This window comes from Acidovorax sp. GW821-FHT09A11, from assembly GCF_059418365.1.
On sequence record NZ_JBWKPS010000008.1, the window covers coordinates 159,028 to 182,377 of the forward strand.

26 protein-coding genes are annotated in these 23,350 nt (G+C 67.0%); 13 read left to right on the top strand and 13 right to left on the bottom strand.

The window, feature by feature from the left end; genetic code table 11:
* Positions 1 to 29: 29 nt before the first annotated feature.
* The 3 genes from dapA to AC07PV_RS19750 all read left to right on the top strand — a co-directional run bounded on the left by dapA (position 30) and on the right by AC07PV_RS19750 (position 2,962).
* Entirely contained in the window at positions 30 to 926 is an 897-nt protein-coding gene (dapA, locus tag AC07PV_RS19740; RefSeq protein ID WP_218295451.1) for a 4-hydroxy-tetrahydrodipicolinate synthase, read from the top strand.
* A gap of 45 nt (positions 927 to 971) precedes the next feature.
* Complete coding sequence (bamC, locus tag AC07PV_RS19745) at positions 972 to 2,066, top strand: NlpB/DapX family lipoprotein (protein ID WP_218295452.1); 1,095 nt, start codon at positions 972 to 974, stop codon at positions 2,064 to 2,066.
* Positions 2,067 to 2,170: 104 nt separating this feature from the next.
* Positions 2,171 to 2,962, top strand: a complete 792-nt coding sequence (locus tag AC07PV_RS19750; protein WP_218340196.1) for an MBL fold metallo-hydrolase — start codon at positions 2,171 to 2,173, stop codon at positions 2,960 to 2,962.
* Between the two features lie 155 nt (positions 2,963 to 3,117).
* On the opposite strand, the gene AC07PV_RS19755 is transcribed toward AC07PV_RS19750, so the two are convergent.
* The 3 genes from AC07PV_RS19755 to AC07PV_RS19765 form a co-directional block, all read right to left on the bottom strand.
* Positions 3,118 to 3,381, bottom strand: coding sequence for a hypothetical protein (locus AC07PV_RS19755; RefSeq protein WP_218295454.1), 264 nt, complete (start codon positions 3,379 to 3,381; stop codon positions 3,118 to 3,120).
* Between the two features lie 201 nt (positions 3,382 to 3,582).
* On the bottom strand, positions 3,583 to 4,104 hold the full coding sequence (locus AC07PV_RS19760; RefSeq protein ID WP_218295455.1) for a hypothetical protein: 522 nt from the start codon (positions 4,102 to 4,104) through the stop codon (positions 3,583 to 3,585).
* A 31-nt stretch (positions 4,105 to 4,135) separates the two neighbouring features.
* Complete coding sequence (locus AC07PV_RS19765; protein WP_218295456.1) at positions 4,136 to 5,266, bottom strand: JmjC domain-containing protein; 1,131 nt, start codon at positions 5,264 to 5,266, stop codon at positions 4,136 to 4,138.
* A 53-nt stretch (positions 5,267 to 5,319) separates the two neighbouring features.
* On the opposite strand from AC07PV_RS19765, the gene AC07PV_RS19770 reads away from it, so the two are divergent.
* Positions 5,320 to 5,844: an FKBP-type peptidyl-prolyl cis-trans isomerase gene (locus AC07PV_RS19770; RefSeq protein ID WP_218295457.1), complete on the top strand. Its 525-nt coding sequence runs from the start codon at positions 5,320 to 5,322 to the stop codon at positions 5,842 to 5,844.
* A gap of 72 nt (positions 5,845 to 5,916) precedes the next feature.
* Here AC07PV_RS19770 and AC07PV_RS19775 read toward each other — a convergent pair whose 3' ends face one another.
* The 4 genes from AC07PV_RS19775 to coaBC all read right to left on the bottom strand — a co-directional run bounded on the left by AC07PV_RS19775 (position 5,917) and on the right by coaBC (position 8,772).
* On the bottom strand, positions 5,917 to 6,423 hold the full coding sequence (locus tag AC07PV_RS19775) for an outer membrane lipoprotein (RefSeq protein ID WP_218295458.1): 507 nt from the start codon (positions 6,421 to 6,423) through the stop codon (positions 5,917 to 5,919).
* A 192-nt stretch (positions 6,424 to 6,615) separates the two neighbouring features.
* Positions 6,616 to 7,062, bottom strand: coding sequence for a dUTP diphosphatase (dut, locus tag AC07PV_RS19780; protein WP_218295459.1), 447 nt, complete (start codon positions 7,060 to 7,062; stop codon positions 6,616 to 6,618).
* Positions 7,062 to 7,526 carry a hypothetical protein gene (locus tag AC07PV_RS19785; RefSeq protein ID WP_494631116.1) on the bottom strand — a complete coding sequence of 155 codons (465 nt, stop codon included), beginning with the start codon at positions 7,524 to 7,526 and terminating at the stop codon, positions 7,062 to 7,064. The genes dut and AC07PV_RS19785 overlap by 1 nt, the downstream gene beginning before the upstream one ends.
* A gap of 22 nt (positions 7,527 to 7,548) precedes the next feature.
* Complete coding sequence (coaBC, locus tag AC07PV_RS19790; RefSeq protein ID WP_218340192.1) at positions 7,549 to 8,772, bottom strand: bifunctional phosphopantothenoylcysteine decarboxylase/phosphopantothenate--cysteine ligase CoaBC; 1,224 nt, start codon at positions 8,770 to 8,772, stop codon at positions 7,549 to 7,551.
* 91 nt (positions 8,773 to 8,863) lie between these two features.
* Between coaBC and pyrG the strand changes: the two genes are divergently transcribed.
* From pyrG to AC07PV_RS19820, 6 genes are all read left to right on the top strand, one after another.
* On the top strand, positions 8,864 to 10,522 hold the full coding sequence (pyrG, locus tag AC07PV_RS19795; RefSeq protein WP_494631117.1) for a CTP synthase: 1,659 nt from the start codon (positions 8,864 to 8,866) through the stop codon (positions 10,520 to 10,522).
* A 10-nt stretch (positions 10,523 to 10,532) separates the two neighbouring features.
* Entirely contained in the window at positions 10,533 to 11,390 is an 858-nt protein-coding gene (gene kdsA / locus AC07PV_RS19800; RefSeq protein WP_494631119.1) for a 3-deoxy-8-phosphooctulonate synthase, read from the top strand.
* Between the two features lie 3 nt (positions 11,391 to 11,393).
* Complete coding sequence (locus AC07PV_RS19805; RefSeq protein WP_218295463.1) at positions 11,394 to 11,684, top strand: DUF1330 domain-containing protein; 291 nt, start codon at positions 11,394 to 11,396, stop codon at positions 11,682 to 11,684.
* Positions 11,685 to 11,867: 183 nt separating this feature from the next.
* Positions 11,868 to 13,154, top strand: a complete 1,287-nt coding sequence (gene eno, locus AC07PV_RS19810; protein WP_494631120.1) for a phosphopyruvate hydratase — start codon at positions 11,868 to 11,870, stop codon at positions 13,152 to 13,154.
* A gap of 104 nt (positions 13,155 to 13,258) precedes the next feature.
* Positions 13,259 to 13,537, top strand: a complete 279-nt coding sequence (locus AC07PV_RS19815; protein WP_218295465.1) for a septum formation initiator family protein — start codon at positions 13,259 to 13,261, stop codon at positions 13,535 to 13,537.
* 101 nt (positions 13,538 to 13,638) lie between these two features.
* Entirely contained in the window at positions 13,639 to 14,148 is a 510-nt protein-coding gene (locus AC07PV_RS19820) for a hypothetical protein (protein WP_218295466.1), read from the top strand.
* A gap of 20 nt (positions 14,149 to 14,168) precedes the next feature.
* On the opposite strand, the gene AC07PV_RS19825 is transcribed toward AC07PV_RS19820, so the two are convergent.
* From AC07PV_RS19825 to AC07PV_RS19835, 3 genes are all read right to left on the bottom strand, one after another.
* Positions 14,169 to 14,657 (bottom strand): CZB domain-containing protein, encoded by a 489-nt coding sequence (locus AC07PV_RS19825; RefSeq protein ID WP_494631121.1) that lies wholly within the window; start codon positions 14,655 to 14,657, stop codon positions 14,169 to 14,171.
* A 164-nt stretch (positions 14,658 to 14,821) separates the two neighbouring features.
* Entirely contained in the window at positions 14,822 to 15,817 is a 996-nt protein-coding gene (gene hslO, locus AC07PV_RS19830) for an Hsp33 family molecular chaperone HslO (RefSeq protein ID WP_218295468.1), read from the bottom strand.
* Between the two features lie 26 nt (positions 15,818 to 15,843).
* Complete coding sequence (locus AC07PV_RS19835) at positions 15,844 to 16,368, bottom strand: gamma carbonic anhydrase family protein (RefSeq protein ID WP_218295469.1); 525 nt, start codon at positions 16,366 to 16,368, stop codon at positions 15,844 to 15,846.
* A gap of 95 nt (positions 16,369 to 16,463) precedes the next feature.
* Between AC07PV_RS19835 and AC07PV_RS19840 the strand changes: the two genes are divergently transcribed.
* From AC07PV_RS19840 to AC07PV_RS19850, 3 genes are all read left to right on the top strand, one after another.
* Positions 16,464 to 17,267 (top strand): ferritin-like domain-containing protein, encoded by an 804-nt coding sequence (locus AC07PV_RS19840; RefSeq protein WP_218295470.1) that lies wholly within the window; start codon positions 16,464 to 16,466, stop codon positions 17,265 to 17,267.
* A gap of 91 nt (positions 17,268 to 17,358) precedes the next feature.
* Entirely contained in the window at positions 17,359 to 18,624 is a 1,266-nt protein-coding gene (locus tag AC07PV_RS19845) for an EAL and HDOD domain-containing protein (RefSeq protein ID WP_218340185.1), read from the top strand.
* Between the two features lie 173 nt (positions 18,625 to 18,797).
* Positions 18,798 to 20,078, top strand: coding sequence for an EAL and HDOD domain-containing protein (locus tag AC07PV_RS19850; protein ID WP_218295472.1), 1,281 nt, complete (start codon positions 18,798 to 18,800; stop codon positions 20,076 to 20,078).
* Positions 20,079 to 20,398: 320 nt separating this feature from the next.
* Here the strand turns inward: AC07PV_RS19850 and AC07PV_RS19855 are convergent, their stop codons facing one another.
* From AC07PV_RS19855 to AC07PV_RS19865, 3 genes are all read right to left on the bottom strand, one after another.
* Entirely contained in the window at positions 20,399 to 21,361 is a 963-nt protein-coding gene (locus AC07PV_RS19855) for a Bug family tripartite tricarboxylate transporter substrate binding protein (protein ID WP_494631123.1), read from the bottom strand.
* 57 nt (positions 21,362 to 21,418) lie between these two features.
* A complete protein-coding gene (gene xerD, locus AC07PV_RS19860; protein ID WP_218340182.1) occupies positions 21,419 to 22,318 on the bottom strand; it encodes a site-specific tyrosine recombinase XerD in 900 nt (299 codons plus the stop codon).
* Positions 22,319 to 22,381: 63 nt separating this feature from the next.
* On the bottom strand, positions 22,382 to 23,347 hold the full coding sequence (locus AC07PV_RS19865; protein ID WP_218295475.1) for a tripartite tricarboxylate transporter substrate binding protein BugE: 966 nt from the start codon (positions 23,345 to 23,347) through the stop codon (positions 22,382 to 22,384).
* Positions 23,348 to 23,350 lie beyond the last annotated feature (3 nt).

Below are 23,350 nucleotides of genomic sequence, written 5' to 3' on the forward strand. Positions count from 1 at the left end.
ATGCCCTTTTACCGTTTACCACTGCGGACATGACCTCTTCCTCCGTCCCCCTTACCGGCAGCATCGTCGCCCTCGTCACCCCCATGCACGAGGACGGTAGCGTGGACTACCCGGCCCTGCGCAAACTGATCGACTGGCACATCGCCGAAGGCACCGACTGCATCGGTGTGGTGGGCACCACGGGCGAATCGCCCACCGTCAATGTCGAAGAACACTGCGAAATCATCCGCGTGGCCGTCGAGCAATCCGCCAAGCGCGTGCCCATCATGGCGGGCTGCGGCGCCAACTCCACCGCCGAAGCCATCGAACTGGCCAAGTTCGCGCGCGGCGTCGGGGCCGACAGCCAGCTGCAGGTCGTGCCCTACTACAACAAGCCCACGCAAGAGGGCCAGTTCCAGCATTTCAAGGCGATCGCCGAAGCCACGGGCGACCTGCCCATCGTGCTGTACAACGTGCCCGGCCGCTCGGTGGCCGATATGCAGCACGACACCGTGCTGCGCCTGGCCCAGGTGCCCGGCATCATCGGCATCAAGGAAGCCACCGGCAACATCGAGCGTGCGCAGTGGCTCATCCGCGATGTGCCCAAGGGCTTCGCCGTGTATTCGGGCGACGACCCGACCGCCGTGGCGCTCATGCTGTGCGGCGGCCACGGCAACATCAGCGTGACGGCCAACGTGGCGCCGCGCCTCATGCACGAGCTGTGCGTGGCAGCGCTGGCAGGCAATGTGCAGCGCGCGATGCAGATCCAGTTCCAGCTGATGCCCGTGCACAAGAACCTGTTTGTCGAAGCCAACCCCATCCCGGTCAAGTGGGCCGTGGCCCGCATGGGCCTGTGTGGTGGCACCATGCGCCTGCCCATGACACCGCTGGCCAGCAGCAACGAGGCTGTGGTCGAATCCGCGCTGCGCACCAGCGGCCTGATCTAATCCGGGCTGCGCCCGCTCCCCGAGACACTCTCCAAGGATTTCCGCGTGAAAGCTGCTACCACCCGCCTGAGCCTGCTGGCCCTTGCCATGGCCCTGTCCGCCTGCGCCGCCCTGGAGGGCGACAAGATCGACTACAAGAGCGCCGCCAAGGGCTCGACCCTGGAGGTTCCGCCCGACCTGACGCAGCTGTCGCGCGATTCGCGCTATGCCGTACCCGGCGGCCCCGTCTCGGCGGCCGCCATGCAGGCCGGCCAGGCCGCGCAGCCCTCGGGCACCGCCAACGCCGCCGCCGTGCAACTGGGCGACGTGCGCATCGAGCGCGATGGCAACCAGCGCTGGCTGGTGGTCAACCGCCCGGCGGACAAGCTCTGGGAGCCGGTGCGCGACTTCTGGCAGGAAAGCGGCTTCAACCTGGCCCAGGCCGAGCCCAACGTCGGCATCATGGAAACCGACTGGGCCGAGAACCGCGCCAAGCTGCCACAGGACTTCATCCGCTCCACCATCGGCAAGCTCCTGGATTCGTTGTATTCCACCGGCGAGCGCGACAAATTCCGCACCCGCCTGGAGCGCAATGCCAATGGCGGCACCGAGATCTACATCACCCACCGGGGCATGATCGAGGTGTATGGCACGCAGACCAAGGACAACACCGTCTGGCAGCCCCGCCCGTCGGACCCGGAGCTTGAAACCGAATTCCTGCGCCGCCTGATGGTCAAGCTGGGCGTGAGCCAGGAACAGTCCAAGGCCGTGGTGGCAGCCCCCGCCCTGCGCACGCAATCCGCCCGCATGGCCACCGTGGACAACAAGCCCGTGGTCCAGCTGGACGAAGGCTTTGACCGCGCATGGCGCCGCGTGGGCCTGGCGCTGGACCGCACCGGCTTCACGGTCGAAGACCGCAACCGCAATGAAGGCACCTACTTCGTCCGCTATGTGGCGCCCAACGCCGACAAGAAGGAACCAGGGTTCTTCGGCAAGCTGTTCAGCGGCTCTTCGTCGGCCACGCCCCCGCTCAAGTACCGCATCGTCGTGCGCAGCCAGGGCGAATCCACCACCGTGTCGGTACTCAACGAAGCAGGCGCCCCCGAGTCCTCGGCCAACGCCGAGCGCATCGTGCGCGTGATCGCGGACGACCTCAAGTAACCCGCCGCATCGCCGCGCGGCACGCGTCTGCCTGCGTGCTGTGCGGAGTCCGCGAGGACCGGCCCCGGTCCGCCCCGCGGCACGACGCAATATCCTCGCCCTCCATGCTGCGTTTCAAAAACCTGGGGAGCGGCAGCACCGGCAATGCCACCGTGGTGGAAGGCCGCTGCGACACGCAGGTGCGCCGCCTCCTGATCGACTGCGGCTTCGGCATCCGGCAACTGCAGGGCCGGCTGGCGCAGGCGCAGCTGCAGATCGAGGACCTGGACGCGGTTTTCATCACCCACGAACATTCCGACCACATCGGCTGCGCGCAGGCCGTGGCCCTGCGCTACGGCATTCCCGTCTGGATGAGCCAGGGCACCTACGCCGCCCTGGGCCAGCCGGACTTTGGCGACATGCTGCGCGTCGCGCACGACATGGCACCGATCGACCTGGGCACGTTCGAGGCCCGGCCCTTCACCGTGCCGCATGACGCCCGCGAGCCGCTGCAGCTGCGCTGCTCCGACGGCGCCGCCCACCTGGGGGTGCTGACCGACCTGGGCCATGCCAGCGAGCATGTGCTGCAGCAGCTCGAGGGCTGCCACGCGCTGATGATCGAAGCCAATCACGACCCCGCGCTGCTGGCGGCATCCCGCTACCCCCTCTTTCTGAAGCGCCGCGTAGGCGGCCCCTTCGGCCACCTGGCCAACCGGGTCACGGCGGACATCCTTCGCGCCGTCCGCCATCCGGGCCTGCGGACGGTGGTGGCGGCCCACCTGAGCGCCAAGAACAATGCGCCCTCCATCGCACGTGAGGCGCTGGCCCCCGCCATGGACTGGCCCGTGGAGGCCATCGCCGTGGCCTGCCCGACGGCAGGCACGGCATGGCTGCCGGTGGCGCAGGCGCCGATCTGACACGAGCGCGCCCACCGGCCACCCCGCCCGCCCCCCCCCACGGACGGCGCACCACAAAAACACGTTCCGCGCCCGGAAAAGAAAAAGCCCCGACCTTGCGGTGCGGGGCCTTCGGGCAGTGGCTGGTCTTGCAACCAACCAGGGCCTGCAGCAAATTACTTGGCTGCGGAAGCGCCAGCGGCAGCGGTGGCAGCAGCGTCGGCAGCAGCCTTGGCAGCGTCAGCAGCAGGTGCAGCGGCAGCCGAAGCGGCGTCGGAAGCAGCAGGAGCTGCGTCGGAGGCGGCAGGAGCAGGTGCGGGTGCAGGAGCTGGTGCTTCCACGGCAGCAGGTGCTGGTGCTGGAGCGGGTTCTTCCTTCTTGCCACAAGCGGCGAGTGCTGCAGCAGCGATCAGGGCGGCCAGAACGAGAGAGTTCTTCATTTCGATTTTCCTAGTTGGACAGACAGAATCTTGAAAAGCCGCGGCGTCGGGCTCCTGGAAGCCTCGGAACGCGTCGGCACAATGCGCTTTGGCTTGCACCTTTTCGGCGCAGCCGCTAATTATATTGGTATTTAGTCAATACTGACTAACACTGACGAAAGCTTTACACCCCATTGACACGGCGCAAAGCAGGTATTTCATCTACAGACCCAGGGTCGAGGCGGGAAAACCGGGTGAACTCTTGCCACGCACCCACTCGTTGAGATTCTCGCGCAGCAGCACCCGCCGATCGGGTTCGCTGCCCGTGACGCCCACGCACCGCTCGGGGTCCAGGCGCTGCAGCACCCACTGCGGGGACCACAACGCGCTGGGGATATCGAGCGGGTCCGCCGCGGGGCTGCGGCGGCACGTGATGATGTGGTCCCAGGTACCGCGCCAGCGCACAAAACGGGCGTGGCGGCGAACCACATCGTCATAGCTGCACGCCAGCATCGTCAAGCGCCGGCTCCCGTGCGCCCAGTGCTGAAGGGCTTCTGCCACGCTGCGCTCACCCAGCGGCCAGTCGTGGAAGTTCGCGTCGCTGATCACGATTTCCGGCCACCCGTCGCGTGCGGCCGTGGCCATCGCGTCGCGCACCAGTTGCTGAAACGCCTCACGGCCGCTGAACCGCCCGGACGGCAGTTCACGCAGCGGATCCGCGGGGATGGAGGAAGCCTCGGTCATGGGAGCGTCTCCTTGGGATGCACCAGTCTTTTCAGCCTTCAGCCCATGCATGCGCCCAGCCGGCATCGCACCAGGACGACAGCAGCTCGAGCGCATCGTCGCTCGCGCGCGCGAGTTCGCGGGCAGTCAGTTGGCGTTCGTCCGCCAGGCGGCGCATCAGCGTCGCGTCGCGGCCCGCGGCACGGTAGCTTTCGCCGTTGATGAACACGTGGTGGGTGTCATACATCATGCGGCTGCGGCGATCCAGGCGCACGCCTTCCAGCATCACGCCCGCGTCCCCGGGCTCGAACCATACGCTGGGCTTGGGCTCGGTCAGATATTCCCCGAGCGCACGCTCCAGCACCAGGGGTTGCGCCAAGGCGCGGGCCAGAGCGGTCCGCGCGAAATCGTGCAGCCCCGCCGGAATGGCGGCGGGCTGGGCAACCGCCGCCTGCTGCGCATCGCGGTACAGCAAGGGACTGCCCTCTTCATCGCCTGCATCCTCCGCCAGACGCACCAGCAGCTCCTGCGCGAGCTCGGCACGGGCCGGCGCCCGAAAGCCTATCGAATAAGTCATGCATTCGCCTTCGGCGATGCCGTCGTGCGCATAGCGGGGCGGCAGGTAGAGCATGTCGCCAGGCTCGAGAACGAACTCCTCTTCCGGCTCGAAGTGGGCCAGCACCTTCAGCGGAATGTCATCGCGCAGCGACAAGTCCTTCTGGCGGCCAATGCGCCAGCGCCGCTTTCCGTGGGCCTGCAGCAGAAAGACGTCATAACTGTCGAAATGCGGACCCACGCCCCCGCCGTCGGCGGCATAGCTGATCATGAGATCGTCCAGGCGCGCCTCGGGCACAAAACGGAACTGCTGCATCAGCGCGTGCACCGCGTCGTTGTGCAGGTCCACCCCTTGCACGAGCAGGGTCCAGTCGGGCTGCTGCAGCGCCGGCAGGGCGCGGCGGTTGAACGGTCCGTGGCGCAGCTTCCAGGCGCCCTTGGCCAACTGCACCAGGCGGGACTCCACCCCCTCCTGGGAAGCCAGCGCAAAAAGCTCGGCACGCAGTACAGGCGGCGAAAACTGCGCGATGGCCTGCCGCACCAGCAAGGGCTTCTTCTGCCAGTGGCGGCGCATGAATTGCGCGGGGGTCATGCCGCCGAGCAGGGAAAGGGGTTGCTGGATATCCATGGGAGAGTGGCGCTCCTTTGCGGAGGCATTGGTCAAACTGCGACAATTCTCCTATGGAAATTACCCAACAATGCGTAGTCGCACTGACCTGGACGCTCAAAGACACCCTTGGCGAAGAACTGGATGTTCTCGATGACCCCGTGGAGTTCCTGGTAGGGGGCGACGACCTGCTGCCGCGCATCGAGGAAGCCCTGCAAGGCCACGGCCCGGGGGCCACGCTGGCTCTGCACCTGGAACCCGAGGACGCTTTTGGCGACTTCAACGATCAACTGCTTTTTCTGGAACCCCGGTCCCTGTTTCCGGCGGAGCTGGAAGAAGGGATGACGTTTGATGGAATGGCCCTGCCGGAGGGCTGCAACCCCGATGCACCGCGCAGCGGGCTGTACACCGTGACGGAGATCTATCCAGAGCACGTGGTTCTGGACGGCAACCACCCGCTCGCGGGCATCGCCCTGCGGCTGCAGCTGACGGTGCAGGCCGTGCGCGAAGCCACGGAAGATGAGATTGGCCGGGGCACCGCGGGCACCGGCTTCTTTCGGGTACAGCCGCAGGCGCCCGGCGGCTCCCTGCTGCATTGATTGAGCGGGTGAGCCAGGCCCGGGAATCCTGAACAGCTCAGGATTCCCGCGGTGGCGGCTGCGGGGTTCGGTTTACAGGCGCGAAATCTGGCCGTTGTAGAGGCGCACGCGGTCGCCGATGCGCAGATCGCCCGGACTGCTCACGTCGTAGGCACGATAGCCGCCCTGGTCCAGCTGGACAGAGAGCCGATAGCCCTGGGCATATTCCTGGCTGTTGTTGCGGCCTTCGATGGCATTGCCTGCCACGGCACCGCCCAGGATGCCCACGCCAGTGGCCGCCGCGCGGCCGGAACCCTTGCCGATCTGGTTGCCCAGGACCCCGCCCACGACCGCGCCCAGCACGGCGCCCGCGCCCGAGGTCTGCCCTTGCGAGCGGCCCTGCAGCACTTCGATGTTCGACACACGGCCATACTCGGTGCCCGCCGGGTTGTTCGGGTAGGCGGGCGCAGACTGGTATCCGCCCGAATAGCCTCCCGAATACTGGGGCTGGGGGGCCGACCGGTTGTGGCCGCAGGCCGCCAGGGATCCCGCGAGGACAACGGCGCCCACAATGGCAAACGAACGCTTAAATTGCAGCATTTTTCAATCTCCTAAAGTCAGGGGCTGGCGCATGGTCCGACAATCCGGTCCGGGTACGCATGCCTTGATTGGAACAACGCGCAAGGGGCTTGTCGCGTGGACAAGGGGCTGAGGCCCTGTCCGTAACAGACCCTTCGAAAAGTAAGCCGTGTCTGACAGGCGCCAGCTCCCAGGCCAGAGGGACCCGCCCCTTCAGGCCTTGCCGGTGGACCCGTAGCCGCCCTCTCCCCGCTGGGTCGCCGCGAACTCGGCCACCACGTTGAACTGCGCCTGCACCACCGGCACGATCACCAGTTGCGCCAGCCGCTCCATCGGCTCCAGCGTGAATGCCGTGCCGCTGCGGTTCCAGGCGCTCACCATGAGCTGGCCCTGGTAGTCGCTGTCGATCAATCCGACAAGGTTGCCCAGCACGATGCCGTGCTTGTGGCCGAGGCCCGAGCGCGGCAGGATGAGCGCGGCATATCCCGGGTCCTTGATGTACACGGAGATGCCCGTGGGTACCAGCTGCCATGCGTTCGGCTGCAGGGTCAGCGGCGCGTCCAGGCAGGCCCGCAGGTCCAGGCCCGCGCTGCCGGGCGTGGCATAGGAGGGGAGTTGATCCGCCATGCGCGGGTCCAGAATCTTGACATCGATCTTCACTACTTCTTCTTTCCTGTCTTGCGCTGCTGGGCCACTTGCCGCAGTCGCTCTTGCAATGGTTGCACGCCTGGCGCGGCGCCTGGGGATGAAATGGCCCTGGGCGCCGCGTCCATCAGCCAGCCCAGCGCCCACCAGATGGCCGCCATGGCGACCAGGCCGGCCAAGGACCCCTGGCTGAACAGGAACAGCGCGACCCCCTGCGCGGCGATGAGCAGCAACAGCACCACGCGCACGGTTCGCAGCACGCCCATCAGGGGCCCGAGCGCCTGCGCGAGATCGGGCGGACCGGCGCGGGGGGTCGACCGGGAGCCGCCCGGGGACACCGGTGGCGCAGGGCCGGTGGCCCCCGGAGAGAGGACCTGGGCTTTCCTGGACGGGGCCGGCGCCGTCAGCCGCTCCACATAGCGCGCAAAGTCGCCGTCGGGCGGCGTGTCCCATTCAGGCTTGGTGGAGCCAGTTTTCATACAACCTCCGGGGAAACGAACGTCACGAATCCGATGGCGGCAACCGCGCCGCGATGTCCTCGATGAGCTGCCGCGCCAGCACCCGCTTGGACGCGCGGGGCAGCTCGCGGTGCCCATCGGCATCCACGAGCAGCAGGGCATTGTCGTCCTGTCCGAAGGTGGCGGGCCCGATATTGCCCACCAGCAGCGGCACCCCCTTGCGCGCACGCTTGGCGGTGGCGTGGGCCAGGAGATCGTGGCTCTCGGCGGCAAATCCCACGCAGTACAGCTGGCCCGCCTGCGCGCGCGGCGACCGCGCCACGCCCGCCAGGATGTCGGGGTTCTCCACAAAGCCCAGCGTGGGGGTCTGGCCGGAGCCGTCTTTCTTGATCTTCTGTGTGGACGGCGCAGCAGGCCGCCAGTCTGCCACTGCCGCCGTTGCTATAAAAATAGAAGCGTCATGCGCTTGCCCCTCAACCGCTGCCAGCATTTCCTGTGCAGACTGGACATTCAGGCGCTGCACCCCGCGCGGCGTGGGCAGATGCACGGGACCGGCCACGAGCGTGACATCGCCCCCCGCTTCGCGCGCCGCGCGGGCGATGGCAAAGCCCATCTTGCCGCTGGAGAGGTTGGTGATGCCGCGCACCGGATCGATGGCTTCGAAGGTCGGTCCGGCGGTGACCAGCACCTTGCGCCCCGCCAGCACCTTGGGCGCGAAGAAGGCAACCAGCTCCTCGAGCAGCTCTGAAGGCTCCAGCATGCGGCCATCGCCAGTTTCTCCGCAGGCCTGGTCGCCATTGCCCACGCCCAGCACGCGGGCGCCGTCCCTGGCCACCTGGGCCAGGTTTCGCGCTGTGGCGGGGTGGGCCCACATCTCGCGGTTCATGGCTGGGGCCAGCAGCAGCGGCACGCGGTCGATGGGGCGTGCCAGGCACAGCAGGCTCAGCAACTCGTCGGCACGGCCCTGCACCAGCCGCGCGATGAAATCGGCGCTGCAGGGCGCGATCAGGATCGCATCGGCCTCGCGGCTGAGGTTGATGTGCGGCATGTTGTTGGGCTCGCGCGCATCCCACTGCGAGCCGTAGACGGGCCGCCCCGACAGGGCCTGCATGGTCACCGGCGTGATGAATTGCGCGGCCGCCTCGGTCATCACCACCTGCACGGTGGCGCCCTCCTTGATGAGCTGGCGGCACAGATCGGCTGCCTTGTAGCAAGCCACGCCCCCGCTCAGACCCAGAACAATGTGTTTGCCAGCAAGCTCATTCATGCGGCGAATTTAGCAGACGGGGGTGTCCCTGCCGGCAGGGGTGTCGCCGGGGCGCCATCTATAATCCCAATTTCCCACCACCAAAAAAGACATGACCAAATTTGTCTTCGTCACCGGCGGTGTGGTGTCTTCCCTCGGTAAGGGAATCGCCTCAGCCTCCCTTGCCGCGATCCTCGAATCGCGGGGACTCAAAGTCACCCTCATCAAGCTTGACCCCTACATCAACGTAGATCCGGGCACCATGTCGCCGTTCCAGCACGGCGAGGTTTTCGTGACCGACGACGGCGCAGAAACCGACCTGGATCTGGGCCACTATGAGCGTTTCATCGAAACGCGCATGAAGAAAACCAACAACTTCACCACGGGCAAGATTTACCAGTCCGTGCTGGAGAAGGAACGCCGCGGCGACTACCTGGGCAAGACCGTGCAGGTCATCCCGCACGTCACCAACGAGATCCAGGAATTCATCAAGCGCGGCGCCGGCATCGGCACGCCCGATGCCGTGGACGTGGCCATCGTCGAGATCGGCGGCACGGTGGGCGACATCGAGTCGCTGCCGTTCCTGGAAGCCGTGCGCCAGATGAGCCTGCGCATGGGCCCCAACAATGCGGCGTTCGTGCACCTGACCTACCTGCCCTGGATCGCAGCGGCCGGCGAGCTCAAGACCAAGCCCACCCAGCACACCGTGCAGAAGCTGCGCGAGATCGGCATCCAGGCCGACGCCCTGCTGTGCCGCGCCGACCGCCGCATTCCCGAGGAAGAGCGCGCCAAGATCTCGCTGTTCACCAACGTGCCCGAGTGGGGCGTGATCAGCATGTGGGACGTGGACACCATCTACAAGGTGCCGCGCATGCTGCACGAGCAGGGCCTCGACGGCCTGATCTGCGACAAGCTGCGCCTGAACACGCCGCCCACCAGCCTCAAGCGCTGGGACGACCTGGTGCATGAAACCGAGCACCCGCAGGGCGAAGTCACCATCGCGATGGTGGGCAAGTACGTGGACCTGTCGGACAGCTACAAGTCCGTCAACGAGGCCCTGCGCCACGCCGGCATGCGCAACCATGTGCGCGTGAAGATCGACCACGTCGACTCGGAGACCATCGACGGCACCGATGCCGCCGCCAAGCTCGCCAAGTACGACGCCATCCTGGTGCCCGGCGGGTTCGGCGTGCGGGGCGTGGAAGGCAAGATCGCCACCGCCCAGTTCGCCCGCGAGCACAAGGTGCCCTATCTGGGCATCTGCCTGGGCATGCAAGTGGCCACCATCGAGTACGCCCGGCACGTGGCGGGCCTGGCCAACGCCAACAGCACCGAGTTCGACGCCACCACCCCCCACCCCGTGATCGCCCTGATCACCGAGTGGAAGGACGCCGACGGCACCATCAAGAAGCGCGACGAGAACTCCGACCTGGGCGGCACCATGCGCCTGGGCGCACAAAGCTCCGACGTGTCGGCCAACACACTGGCCCACAGCATCTATGGCGACGTGGTGACCGAGCGCCACCGCCACCGCTACGAAGCCAACGTGAACTACCTGGACCAGCTGCGCAAGGCGGGCCTCGTGATCTCCGCGCTGACCCAGCGCGAGCAGCTCACCGAGATCGTGGAGCTGCCGAACAACGTACATCCCTGGTTCATCGGCGTGCAATTCCACCCCGAGTTCAAGTCGACGCCGTGGAACGGCCACCCGCTGTTCAACGCCTTCATCAAGGCGGCCGTCGAACACCAGCAAGCGGCTACTAAAGCCTGATTGGAGACCTATGCAGCTGTGCGGATTCAATGTCGGCCTGGACCAGCGCTTTTTCCTGATCGCGGGCACCTGCTCCATCGAAGGCCAGCAGATGTCGCTGGACGTCGCGGGCCAGCTCAAGGAGGTCTGCACGGCGCTGGGCATCCCCTTGATCTACAAGGGCTCGTTCGACAAGGCCAACCGCTCCTCCGGCACCAGCAAGCGCGGCGTGGGGCTGGAGGCGGGCCTGAAGATCCTCGATGAAGTGCGCCGCCAGTTGCAGCTGCCCATCCTGACCGATGTGCACGACACCTCGCACGTGGCCGAGGTGGCCAGCGTGGTGGACGTGCTGCAAACCCCGGCCTTTCTCTGCCGCCAGACCGACTTCATCCGCGCGGTGGCGCAGTCCGGCAAGCCGGTGAACATCAAGAAGGGCCAGTTCCTCGCGCCCTGGGACATGAAGAACGTCATCGACAAGGCCCGCGCGGCCGCGCAGGAAGCCGGCCTCTCGGAAGACCGCTTCCTGGCCTGCGAGCGCGGCGTGAGCTTTGGCTACAACAACCTCGTGGCCGACATGACCAGCCTGGCCGAGATGCGCAACTCCGGCGCGCCGGTGGTGTTCGACGTGACCCACTCGGTACAGAAGCCCGGCGGCCTGGGCGCCGTGAGCGGCGGCGCGCGCGACATGGTGCCGGTGCTGGCCCGCGCGGGCGTGGCCGTGGGCGTGGCGGGCCTTTTCATGGAAACCCACCCCCGGCCCGCCGAGGCCTGGTCGGACGGCCCCAATGCTGTGCCTTTGAAGCACATGAAGGCGCTGCTGGAGACCTTGGTGGCGCTGGACGACATCACCAAGAAAAATGGATTCCTCGAAAACAACTTTGGAGCCTGAGACATGAGCAGTGGTTACGTCATCGCATCCGTCACCGTCACCAACCCTGAGCAGTACGAAGAGTACAAAAAATGGAGCACCGTGGCCATGCAGGCGCATGGCGCCGAGGTGTGCATTCGCGGCGGCAAGGTGGAAGTGCTGGAGGGCGACTGGAACCCCGGCCGCACCGTGCTGCTCAAGTTCCCCAGCTTCGAGGCCGCGCGCGCCTTCTACGACACACCCGAATACCAGAAAGCCAAGGCCGCCCGCGAAGGCGCCGCCATCATGCGCATGGTGTGCGTCGAGGGCGTCTGATACGCGGCGGCCAACTCACGCCGGTCGGGTTGTACCCGGTTCGTACCTGCAGGCTGATTTACTATCAAATCAGTAGCATAAAATGACTACAGACGCGCCCAAGCGACCATTTTGCCATTTGGCCTGAACAAGCAAAGCCCGTCCCGCCCGTCTGAATGAATTTCAAAAACCTCAAGGAAAATCATGAGTGCCATTGTTGACATCGTAGGCCGCGAAGTGCTGGACAGCCGCGGCAACCCCACCGTCGAATGCGACGTGCTGCTGGAATCGGGCGTGATGGGCCGTGCCGCCGTGCCTTCCGGTGCGTCCACCGGCAGCCGCGAAGCAATTGAAATGCGCGATGGCGACAAGAGCCGCTACCTGGGCAAGGGCGTGCTCAAGGCCGTGGAGCACATCAACACCGAGATCAGCGAAGCCGTGCTGGGCCTGGATGCCTCCGAACAGGCCTTCCTGGACAAGACCCTGATCGACCTCGACGGCACCGAGAACAAGAGCCGCCTGGGCGCCAATGCCATGCTGGCGGTCTCCATGGCCGTGGCCCGCGCCGCCGCCGAAGAGTCCGGCCTGCCGCTGTACCGCTATCTGGGCGGCATGGGCAGCGTGCAGTTGCCCGTGCCCATGATGAACGTGATCAACGGCGGCGCGCACGCCAACAACAGCCTGGACCTGCAGGAGTTCATGATCATCCCCGTGGGCGCACCGACCTTCCGCGAAGCCGTGCGCTGGGGCGCCGAGGTGTTCCACGCGCTCAAGAAGATCATCCACGACAAGGGGATGAGCACCGCCGTGGGCGACGAAGGCGGCTTTGCCCCCAGCGTCGAGAACCACGAAGCGGCCATCCGCCTCATCCTGCAAGCCATCGAAGCCGCTGGCTACACGGCGGGCGAGCAGATCGCCCTGGGCCTGGACTGCGCCGCGAGCGAGTTCTACAAGGACGGCATGTATGTGCTCGAAGGCGAAGGCGGCCTGAAGCTCACCGCCCAGCAATGGACCGACATGCTGGCGGCCTGGGTGGACAAGTACCCCATCATCAGCATCGAAGACGGCATGCACGAAGGCGACTGGGATGGCTGGAAGCACCTGACCGAACGCCTGGGCGACAAGGTGCAGCTGGTGGGCGACGACCTGTTCGTGACCAACACCAAGATCCTGAAGGAAGGCATCGACAAGCGCATCGCCAATTCGATCCTGATCAAGATCAACCAGATCGGCACGCTGACCGAAACCTTCGCCGCCATCGAGATGGCCAAGCGCGCCGGCTACACCGCCGTGATCTCGCACCGCTCGGGCGAAACCGAAGACAGCACCATCGCCGACATCGCCGTGGGCACGAATGCGGGCCAGATCAAGACCGGCTCGCTGTCGCGTTCGGACCGCGTCGCCAAGTACAACCAGCTGCTGCGCATCGAGGAAGACCTGGGCGAGATCGCGCACTACCCCGGCCGCGCTGCGTTCTATAACCTGAAGTAATGGCCCCCACGGTCGCCCACTGCCTGTGGCTCCCTGCCTCCCCAGGGGGCCGCGTGTTGCCTTGGGGCGGCCCGGTGGCAAAACCCCACGCCAAGGGGTAAGCGATGGTCTCCCGCATTGTTCCCGTCATCCTGCTGGCCTTGCTCGCAGCACTGCACGCCCAGCTCTGGCTCGGGCGGGGCAGCGTGCCGCGCGTCAACGAGATGCAGCGGCAGATCGACGTGCAGAAGGCGGCCAACGACCAGGCCCGGCAGGCCAACGAACGCTTGTCCTCCGAGGTGCATGACCTCAAGGAAGGGCTCGACATGGTGGAAGAAAAGGCACGCAGCGAGCTGGGCATGGTCAAGCCCAACGAGGTCTACGTGCAGTTCACGCCGCGCTGAGCCGCGGCCACCGCGGCGCTATCCCGGCCCCGGCCTTGGACAGGGGGATGCCCCCCTCCTCTCCACATCTCCACATCTCCACATCTCGCCCTCCTGTCATCGTGCCGTCCCAGCCCACCCTCGTTGTCCTGCTCGGCGCGCCCGGCACCGGCGCGCAGGCGCTGGCCGCCGCGCTGCAGGAACGCCTGCCCCCCGGGGCGGTGCGCATTCTGTGGAGCCACGACCTGGGCGGCCTGCACTCTCCGGGCCAGGCCGATGCCACCCGCCACGTGCTGCTGATGGGGCTCGATCTGCCCTGCCCCGCGCGCGACCGGCCCGAACAGGAAGCCGCCGATGCAAGCCTGCGCACGGACCTCGCCCAGCGGGAGATGGGCTATCAGGTGGTGTATGGCCATGGCGATCAGCGGCTCGCCAATGCGCTGAACGCCATCAAAAACATGGCTCCGGACGCCAGTCTGTGGAGTACCGGCAGCACTTCTGCACCCACACCGGCTGCTCGGCCCGCGCGCACGGCACGCCTGCGCGCCTGGAACTGCGAGAAGTGCAGCGATCCGGAGTGCGAGCACCGCCTGTTCACCGCCCTGACCGGCCGGAACGCCCGCGGCGCCTGACCCGCCATCCGGCCATTCCGTCAGGGCAGTGGCTGCTGCACCAGGCCGCGCTTGAGTTCCTTGAGGAGCAGCACGACCTGGCTGGAGCCGTAGCGGTATCCGCCGTTGAGCACCTGCACGGCCTTGTCCCATTCGCCCTGCTGGGCCAGTGCCACCAGCATTGCGGCCTGTTCGTGAAAATACTGGTGGCGCGCCATCAGCACGGCATAGGCGGGCTGGTCGCCCAGCAGTTCACCGCCCACGCCATGCAGCCACCGCCCCAGCGCGCCACGGTCGCCGCGTCGCACCTCCGAAGGGTCCAGGCCCTGGGTGGTGCGCCCTTCGAGGTAGTCCATGAGGTGCGCCTTCCAGCGTTCGTGGGCATTGATGGCTGCGTCGATGTCGAGGGCCGCGAGCACGGTGTCCGCGCGTTGCGAATCCTGTGCCCCTGCGCTGCCGCTGTCGCACAGCTCCAGCGACGGCCCGGCCTCCCGCCCGCGGGCGCCAAATACACGACGAAGAAAATCCATAGCCCCTCTTGCTGCGCCACACGGACAGGCGGCGCACGCGCACCCCAAGTGCGCGGCGACCGGCGGACATCGCGGGCGGCAACGCCCGGGGCCGTGTGGAGAGCGCCGATCTTAGGCGCGATGGCGGCGGGCGATTGTCAACGATGGTCAGCCGGCGCGGCGGGCTACTGCAGGATCCCGCTCGGCCCGGGCGGCTGGCTGGAGGACGGCGGCACGAAGATCTGCGCGGCGTCCACGGCGTCGAAACGGTACTGCTGGCCGCAGAATTCGCAGCCGACCTCGATGTCGTCGCGCTCGGACAGGATGCTCTCGGCCTCTTCGCTGCCCAGGTTGCGCAGCATGTTGCTCACGCGCTCACGGCTGCAGGTGCAGGCAAAACGCGGGCCGCTGGCACCCTGCTGGGGTTCGAAGCGCAGCAGCTTTTCCTCCCAGAACAGGCGGCGCAGGATGGTGTCCACGTCCAGGGTCAGCAGCTCCTCGCGCGTCAGGCTGGCAGCCAGGTGCGCGATGCGGTTGTAGTCCTCGTTGTGGCCGATCTGGTCTTCGTTCTCGCGGTGGGTGAGGCCCTCGGCCAGGTTGCCCTCGCCCTTGATCGGCATGCGCTGGATCAGCAGGCCCGCGGCCACCTGTTCGTTGGCGCCCAGGACCAGGATGGTGTCCAACTGCTCGGACTGCAGCATGTAGTGCTGCAGCACATCCGACAGGCGTTCCAGCTTCTCGTGCCGGTCGCCATACAGCGGCACCACGCCCTGGTAGGGCTGCTGGCCGGGGTGGCGGTCCTTGGGGTCGAGCGTGATGGCGCAGCGGCCACCGCCGCCCACGTTCACCATCTGGCTCAGCGGCGCGCCCTCGGGCACCTCGCTGTTGACCGTGGCGGTGGCGCGCAGGCTCAGGTCCGACTGCACCTCGGCCACGGCCAGCTTCACGGGGCCGTCGCCAAACACCTGCAGCACCAGCGCGCCGTTGAACTTGATGTTGGACTGCATCAGCACGCCGGCGGCGGCCATCTCGCCCAGCAGCTCGCTCACCGGGGCGGGGTAGGCGCCGGTGCCGGTATTGCCCGCGCGGCGGCGCAGGATCTCGGTCCAGGCATCGGTCAGGCGCACGATCATGCCGCGCACTGGCAGGCCATCGAAGAGAAACTTGTGGAGTTCAGACACGCAGGGGTTCCAGAAAGGGTCGGCGTTCAGCCGATTTTGTGCAGGCCGCGCTGAAAGCGGCGCGCGTTGTCGATGTAGTGCTGGGCGCTCTGGCGCAGGCCCTCGATCTGCTCGGGCGTGAGTTCGCGCACGGCCTTGGCCGGGCTGCCGATGATCATGGAACCATCGGGAAACTCCTTGCCCTCGGTCACCAGGGCGCCCGCGCCCACCAGGCAGTGCCTGCCAATCTTGGCGCCGTTGAGCACGATGGCCCCGATGCCGATCAGCGACTCGTCGCCGATGGTGCAGCCGTGCAGCATGACCTGGTGGCCCACCGTCACGCGCTCGCCGATGACCAGCGGCATGCCGATGTCGGCATGCAGCACGCTCGCGTCCTGGATATTCGAGCCCGCGCCGATGGTGATGCTTTCGGTGTCGCCACGCACCACCGTCCCAAACCAGACACTGGCATCCTCGCCAAGAACGACGTTTCCCATGACCTGGGCGCCTTCCGCCACCCAGGCCGAAGCCGCCAGCTGCGGCGCCACGCCGTCGAGTTCGTAAATCGCCATGCAAACACTCCAGAAAAATGAAGGCCGGAACCGGGCCTGCCAATGGTTACAAAGCGTGTGCAGTGTTCCGGGTGGCAGGGCCTAGAATTGTAAGGATGGAGCTTCGCCACCGTGCATTGCAGGTTTTGTGCCTTGCAGACCCTGAACAAAAAGCGGCCGCAGCGCTTGATCTGCAATCGCAAGCAGCTATTCTTTCCATAGCAGACAAAGCCCCTGAGGCCCCGCTGGATCCCGCGGCCCTGCCCGGCCGGCCGGAGCGGCCCCTGCTGCTGCGCCACACGCAGGTGGCCCGCCGCTCGCCCGCGACGGCCGAGGGGCGCGCAGTCCTCATCCATGCCATCGCGCACATCGAATTCAATGCCATCAACCTGGCGCTGGACGCGGTCTGGCGTTTCGACGGCATGCCCCGCGCCTACTACACCGACTGGATGCGCGTGGCGGGCGAGGAGGCACAGCATTTCCGCCTGCTGCGCGACCACCTTCGCGGCCAGGGGCACGACTACGGCGACTTCCCGGCCCACCAAGGCCTGTGGACGATGTGCGAGAAGACGCGGCACGACATCCTGGCGCGCATGGCGCTGGTGCCACGCACGCTGGAGGCGCGCGGCCTGGACGCCACGCCGCAGATCCAGGCCAAGCTGCGCCAGGTGGGCACGCCCGATGCGCTAGCCGCCGTGGAGATTCTCGACACCATCCTGCGCGAGGAGGTCGGCCACGTGGCCATCGGCAACCACTGGTACCGCTGGCTGTGCGAGCGCCGGGGCGTGGACCCTGAAACCCACTATGGCGCCCTGGTCAGGCAATACGAGGCCCCCCGCCTGAAACCCCCGTTCAATGAAAAAGCGCGCCGCAGCGCCGGATTTACCGACGCCGAGCTGCGGTGGCTGCAACAGGTCTGATCCACCACCATGCGCCGACATGCGATGGCTCCTACAATCCGCGGCGCCTGCGGCCGCTGAAGCGGCAACACACTCACCCGAACCTCTGACCATGACTTCACTCTCCGCCCCTGGGGCCTCCCTCGCCCCGCCCCCCGGCACCCAGTCCTCGGTCGCGATGATCGCGCGGCAGGCCATCGTCAACGCGCAGCAGGTGGTGGTCGGCTACGAGCTGTTCAACCGCTCGCGCAGCGGCGCGGCGCACACGGCCGCCACCGACGTCATCCTGGTCTTCACCGCACTCTCGCACGCGGGCACCGAAGAGCTGGTGGGCAAGAAGCTCATCTTCGTCAACTGCACGCACGAGAGCCTCTCCGGCGGCCACCTCGAACTGGTGGACCCCGACAAGGTGGTGCTGGAGATTCCGCCCCTGGGCCACACCGCCGCCGAAGAGGTCGCCACGCGCATGCCCATCCTGGCCGAACTGCGCGAGCGCGGCTTCCACCTGGCGTTCAACCACACGGTGCTGCAGTCGGCCTATGCCCCCTGGCTGCCGCTGGCCGACTACATCAAGCTCGACCTGTCGGTGCTGGCGCCCGACCAGCTGGCCGTGCTCATCAGCTACGCAGGCCGCCACTGCCAGGCCGAGCTGATCGCCGAGAAGGTGGAAACCGCCCAGCAGTACGACATGGTGTCCAGCCAGGGCGTGCAGATGTTCCAGGGCTACTGGTTCGCGCGTCCGGCCCTGGTCGAGGCCAAGCTGCTCACGCCCTCGCAGGCGAGCATCATCGAGCTCATCAACCAGGTGCGCAAGCAGGCCAGCACGGACGACATCGAGGAAGTGCTCAAGAAGGACGCGGGCCTGGCCTTCAACCTGATGCGCCTGATCAACTCCGCGGGATTCGGCCTGTCGCGCGAGATCACCTCCTTCCGCCAGGCCGTGATGCTCATGGGCCTCAAGAAACTGTTCCGCTGGGCGGCGCTGCTGCTCACCGCGTCGCGCACCAGTGGCACCCCCTCCTCCGTCGGCCAGACCGCAGTGGTGCGCGGCCGCCTGATGGAGCTGCTGGCCCTGGAAACCCTGCCCCCCGAGGAAGCCGACCAGGCCTTCGTGGTGGGCATCTTCTCGCTGCTCGACGTGATGCTGTCCATGCCCATGGAATCCGCGCTGGGGCTGCTCAACGTGCCCGAGCCCGTGGCGGCGGCGCTGCTGCGTCGCGAAGGATTCCTCGGAGACCTGCTCACGCTGGCCGAAGCCTGCGAATCCAGCGACGACGTGGTGTTCGACCGCACGGCCGGCTTGCTGCACCTCACCAGCCAGCAGATCAACTTCGCGCACCTGCAGGCCCTGGCCTGGGCGGACCAGCTTGCGGACTGAGCCCCGGTTCGCGTCCCGCCTCCGCAGCGCGGCCTGCGGGGCCACACGGGCCACACGGGGCACGCCGGCCTGCAGCCGCCTTGGCCGCCATCAAAATCCGCGCGGCCAGTTCGCGACGTGGCATGCCGGTCTAGAATCAGTGCAGACCCCAGCCCTTCACCACAGCGGACCCCATGTCGAGCACACCTGAACAAGACGCCCCGCAAGCTGATTCACCCGCGGTTGAACCCGTGGATGAGAACATTGCCATCATTGCGCGACAGGCCATCGTGGACGAATCCCGCGCCGTCTATGGCTACGAGCTGTTCGACCGGTCCACGGCCTCGGACTCCCACACGGCGGCCAGCGATGCCGCGCTGCTCTTCAACGCCCTGTCGTACGCCGGCACCGAAGCCCTGGTCGGCAAGAAGACGGTGTTCATCAACTGCACCCACGACAGCCTTTCCGGCGGCCACCTGGAACTGATCCACCCCGAAAAGGTGGTGCTGGAAGTACCGCCGCTGCACGACACGGCCACCCCCGAGGAAATCGAAGGCCGGGTGCCCACCCTGGAGGCCCTGCGCACCCGCGGCTTTCGCCTGGCCTTCGACCAGCAGGCGCTGCGCCGCGCCTACACCAGCTGGCTGCCGCTGGCCGCTTTCATCAAGCTGGACATGATGGCCTTCAAGCCCGAACTGGCGGGGCCGCTGGTCAAGTTTTCCACCACCCACAGCAAGGCCACGCTGGTGGCTGAAAAAGTGGAGACCGCCGAACAGTACGAACTGATGCGGGGACTGGGCGTCAAGCTGTTCCAGGGCTTCTGGTTCGCCCAGCCGTCGCTCGTGAAGGCCACGACGATCCGACCTTCGCAGGCCACCATCATCCAGCTCCTCAACCTGGTGCGCAAGCAGGCCACCACCGCCGAGATCGAGGACCTGCTCAAGAAGGACCCCACGCTGTCCTTCAACCTGCTGCGCTTCATCAACTCCTCGGGCTTCGGGCTCTCGTGCGAGATCACCTCGTTCCGCCACGCGGTGATGATCCTCGGCCTCAAGAAGCTGTTCCGCTGGGCGGCCCTCCTGATGACCACCTCACGCGCGGGCGGTGTGCCGCCGGCGGTGGGCCAGACCGCCGTGGTGCGCGGCCGCCTGATGGAGCTGCTGGCCGCCGAACTGCTGCCGCCCGAGGAATGCGACAACGCCTTCGTGGTGGGCGTGTTCTCCCTGCTCGACACCATGCTGGGCGTGCCGCTCGATAAGGCGCTGGAATCCGTCGCCCTGCCCGAACCGGTGATGGACGCGCTGCTGCGCGGCAGCGGCGTGTTCGCGCCCTTCCTGGAGCTGACCAAGGCCTGCGAGAGCGGCGATGAGGTGGCCTTTGCCAAGGCGGCCGACGCGCTGCACCTGTCCAACCGCCAGGTCAACTGGGCCCACCTGCAGGCCCTGACCTGGGCCGAGAGCCTCAACGAAGACTGAGGCACGCCGTCGCGGGGCCCCTTGGCCCGGCATTCGCACACCCGGGCCCTGGTCATCCAGGGCCCGCTGCGTTGTCATGCCGGTCAATTGTGTCCCCGGATGCCCGCCATGCGGAGGGTGCGCGCGTTGCCGGCGGCATACAGCTTGCGGCGGATGTCCCCCAGGGCCAGGATCGCAGAAGGCGCCTGCTCGGGGACATGGATGCCAACCGGCGACGGCAGATCGGGCCGTGCGGGCGCTCCCACCGCCAGCGGCTGGAGCCTGCCCGCCTTGCCTTCAGGTGCTGAAAAGACCGCGCCCTCGGGCGGCAGGAGAATCCATCAATCGAGTTCGAGCTTGCGCTCGCGGATGAGCTTGGCCCATTTCTCGTTCTCGCCCTTCACGAAGCTGAAGAACTCCACAGGGCCCAGCGAATGCACTTCGGACCCCGTGGACGCGAACTTGGCTTTCACGTCGGCCTGCGCCAGCACCTTCGCCAGCTCGGTAGCGAGCCTGTCCACGGTGTCCCTGGGCATGCCGGCCGGCCCCACCAGGCCCTGGAAGCCCACGGACTCCATCGCCGCGAAGCCCAGTTCACCGACCGTGGGCACATCGGGCAGCTGTGGATCGCGCCGGGGGCCGGTCACGGCCAGCGCCTTGAGCTTGCCGCCCTTGATCTGGGGCAGCAGCACCGTACCCGCGTCGATGAGCAGTTGCGTCTGGCCGCCGATCAGATCCTGCACCGCGGGCGCACTGCCCTTGTATGGCACGTGCGTCACGTCCAGCCCGGTGGCCTGGTTCATGAGCTCGCCATTGAGGTGGGTGGACGTGCCCGCGCCGCCCGAGGCGAAGTTCACCTTGCCGGCGTTGGCCTTGGCCCAGGCCACCCACTCCTTGAGGTCCTTGGCCGGGTGGTCCAGCCGGGTCACCGCGATGTAGCTGCCCTGGCTGATCTGGCCGATGTAGCTGAACTGCTTGAGCGGGTCATAGGGCATCTTGCGCTGCAGGTAGGGCGCGATGGCGAAAGGGCCGGTATTGGCCAGCAGGATGGTGTAGCCGTCCGGCGCCGCGCGCGTGAGCTCCGTGGCGGCCAGCATGCCGCCCGCGCCCGGCTTGTAGTCCACCACGATCTGCTGCTTGAGCGCTTCCTGCAGCGGCACCTGCACGGTGCGCGCGGCAAAATCGATGCCGCCCCCTGGCGGGTAGCCCACGATGAGCCGGATGGGCTTGGCCGCGGGCCAGGCCTGCGCCATGGACAGGGTGGCGGCGCCCAGCAGCAGCGCGCCGGCAATCATTTTTTTCATGCATGTCTCCTGGTTGGTATCGAGGGGGTCGGTCACGCGGCCTGTCTGCCTGCTGCGCTAGCCGCGTGGATGGTGCTGCGCGTGCAACGACTTGAGCCGCTCCCGCGCCACGTGGGTGTAGATGGTGGTCGTGGAAATGTCCGCATGCCCCAGCAGCAGCTGCACCACGCGCAGGTCGGCGCCATGGTTGAGCAGGTGCGTGGCGAACGCGTGCCGCAGCGTGTGCGGCGAGAGCGGCGCGGTGATGCCGGCGACGGCCGCCCACTTCTTGACGATGACCCAGAACATCACGCGGGTCATGCCGCTGCCGCGCTGGGTCACGAACAGGTCGTCGGTCTGCTGGCCCGCAAGGATCTCGCCACGCGATTCCCGCAGGTAGCGTTCCAGCCACTGCCGCGCCTCTTCGCCAAACGGCACCAGCCGCTCCTTGCTGCCCTTGCCCATCACCCGCAGCACGCCTTCGTTCAGGCCCAGCTGGAAGGTCTTGAGCGTGACCAGTTCGGTCACGCGCAGGCCGCTGGCGTACATCAGCTCCAGCATGGTGCGGTCGCGCAGTCCCAGGGGGTTGCCCAGGTCCGGCGCCGCGAGCAGTGCCTCCACCTGCACCTGCGACAAGGTCTTGGGCACGCGCAGGGGCTGGCGCGCGGCGGTGAGCCGCACCGTGGGGTCGGCGGCGATCCGCCGCTCGCGCAGCGCCCAGTGAAAGTAGCGCCTGAGCACGGTGAGGCGCCGGTTGGCCGACGTGGCGCGGGTCTCGGCGTGGCGCGCCGCGAAGTAGCCCTGCAGGTGGTGTTCGGCCGTGCCGTCCAGCGCCAGGGCGGGTTGCTGCGCGGCCAGCCACTGCGCGTACAGCGTCAGGTCGCGGCGGTAGGCCGCCAGCGTGTTGCGCGAAAGGCCGTCCTCCAGCCACAGGGCATCCACAAAGGCATCGATCGCGTTCAGGCTGGGGGCAAGCATCCAAAAACGATAGCACGTAAAAAAGCCGCCCGGGCGCGGGCGGCTTCTGGAGTGCGCACGGAATTATTCGAGCGCCAGTTTCTGCTTGACCACCACGTCCTTGTACACGGCGAATTCCGCCTTGATCTGCTCGGCGAACTGCTCGGGCGTGTTGCCCAGCACGATGGAGCCGGTGTCTTCGATGCGCTTCTTCACGGCCGGATCTTCCAGCGCCTTGCGCACGGCGGCGTTGACCTTGTCCACCACCTCCTTGGACAGGCCCTTGGGGCCCACGATGCCGTAGTACGCCATGCGGTTCACGGGCTCCAGGCCCATTTCCTTGAACGTGGGCACGTTGGGCAGGGCGGCAACGCGCTGCGGCGCGGCGACCACGATGGGCACCAGGCGGTTTTCCTTGATGAAGGGCAGCGCCGAGGGCAGGTTGTCGAAAATCATGGGCACCTGGCCGGCCACGGTGTCATTCAGGGCGGGGCCCGCGCCACGGTAGGGGATGTGCGTCACGAAGGTGCCCGAGAGGTTCTTGTACAGCTCCATCTGCAGGTGGCCGATGCCGCCCGTGCCGGACGAGGAGTACGAATACTTGCCGGGCGACTTCTTGATCTCGGCCACGAACGCCTTGTAGTCCTTGGCGGGGAAGCTGGGGTGCACCGCAATGATGTTGGGCGTGGCCGCGATGTTGATGATGGGCGTGAAGTCCGTCAGCGGGTTGTACGGCGTCTTGGGATTGATGGCGGGATTGGCCGCCGTGGTGGACACGGTGGCCACGCCCAGCGTGTAGCCATCCGGCGCCGAACGGGCGGTTTCCGCCGCGCCCACGATGCCGCCGCCACCGGCCTTGTTTTCCACGATCACGGATTGGCCCAGGGCCTTGCCCAGCGGGTCGGCGATCACGCGCGCAATGATGTCGGTGGTACCGCCGGGCGCGAAGGGCACCTGCAGCTTGATGACCTTGTTGGGGTAGCCCTGGGCGGCAGCGGACCCTGCGGCGGCGGCCAGTACGGTCAGCGCGAGCCATTGACGACGATGCATTGA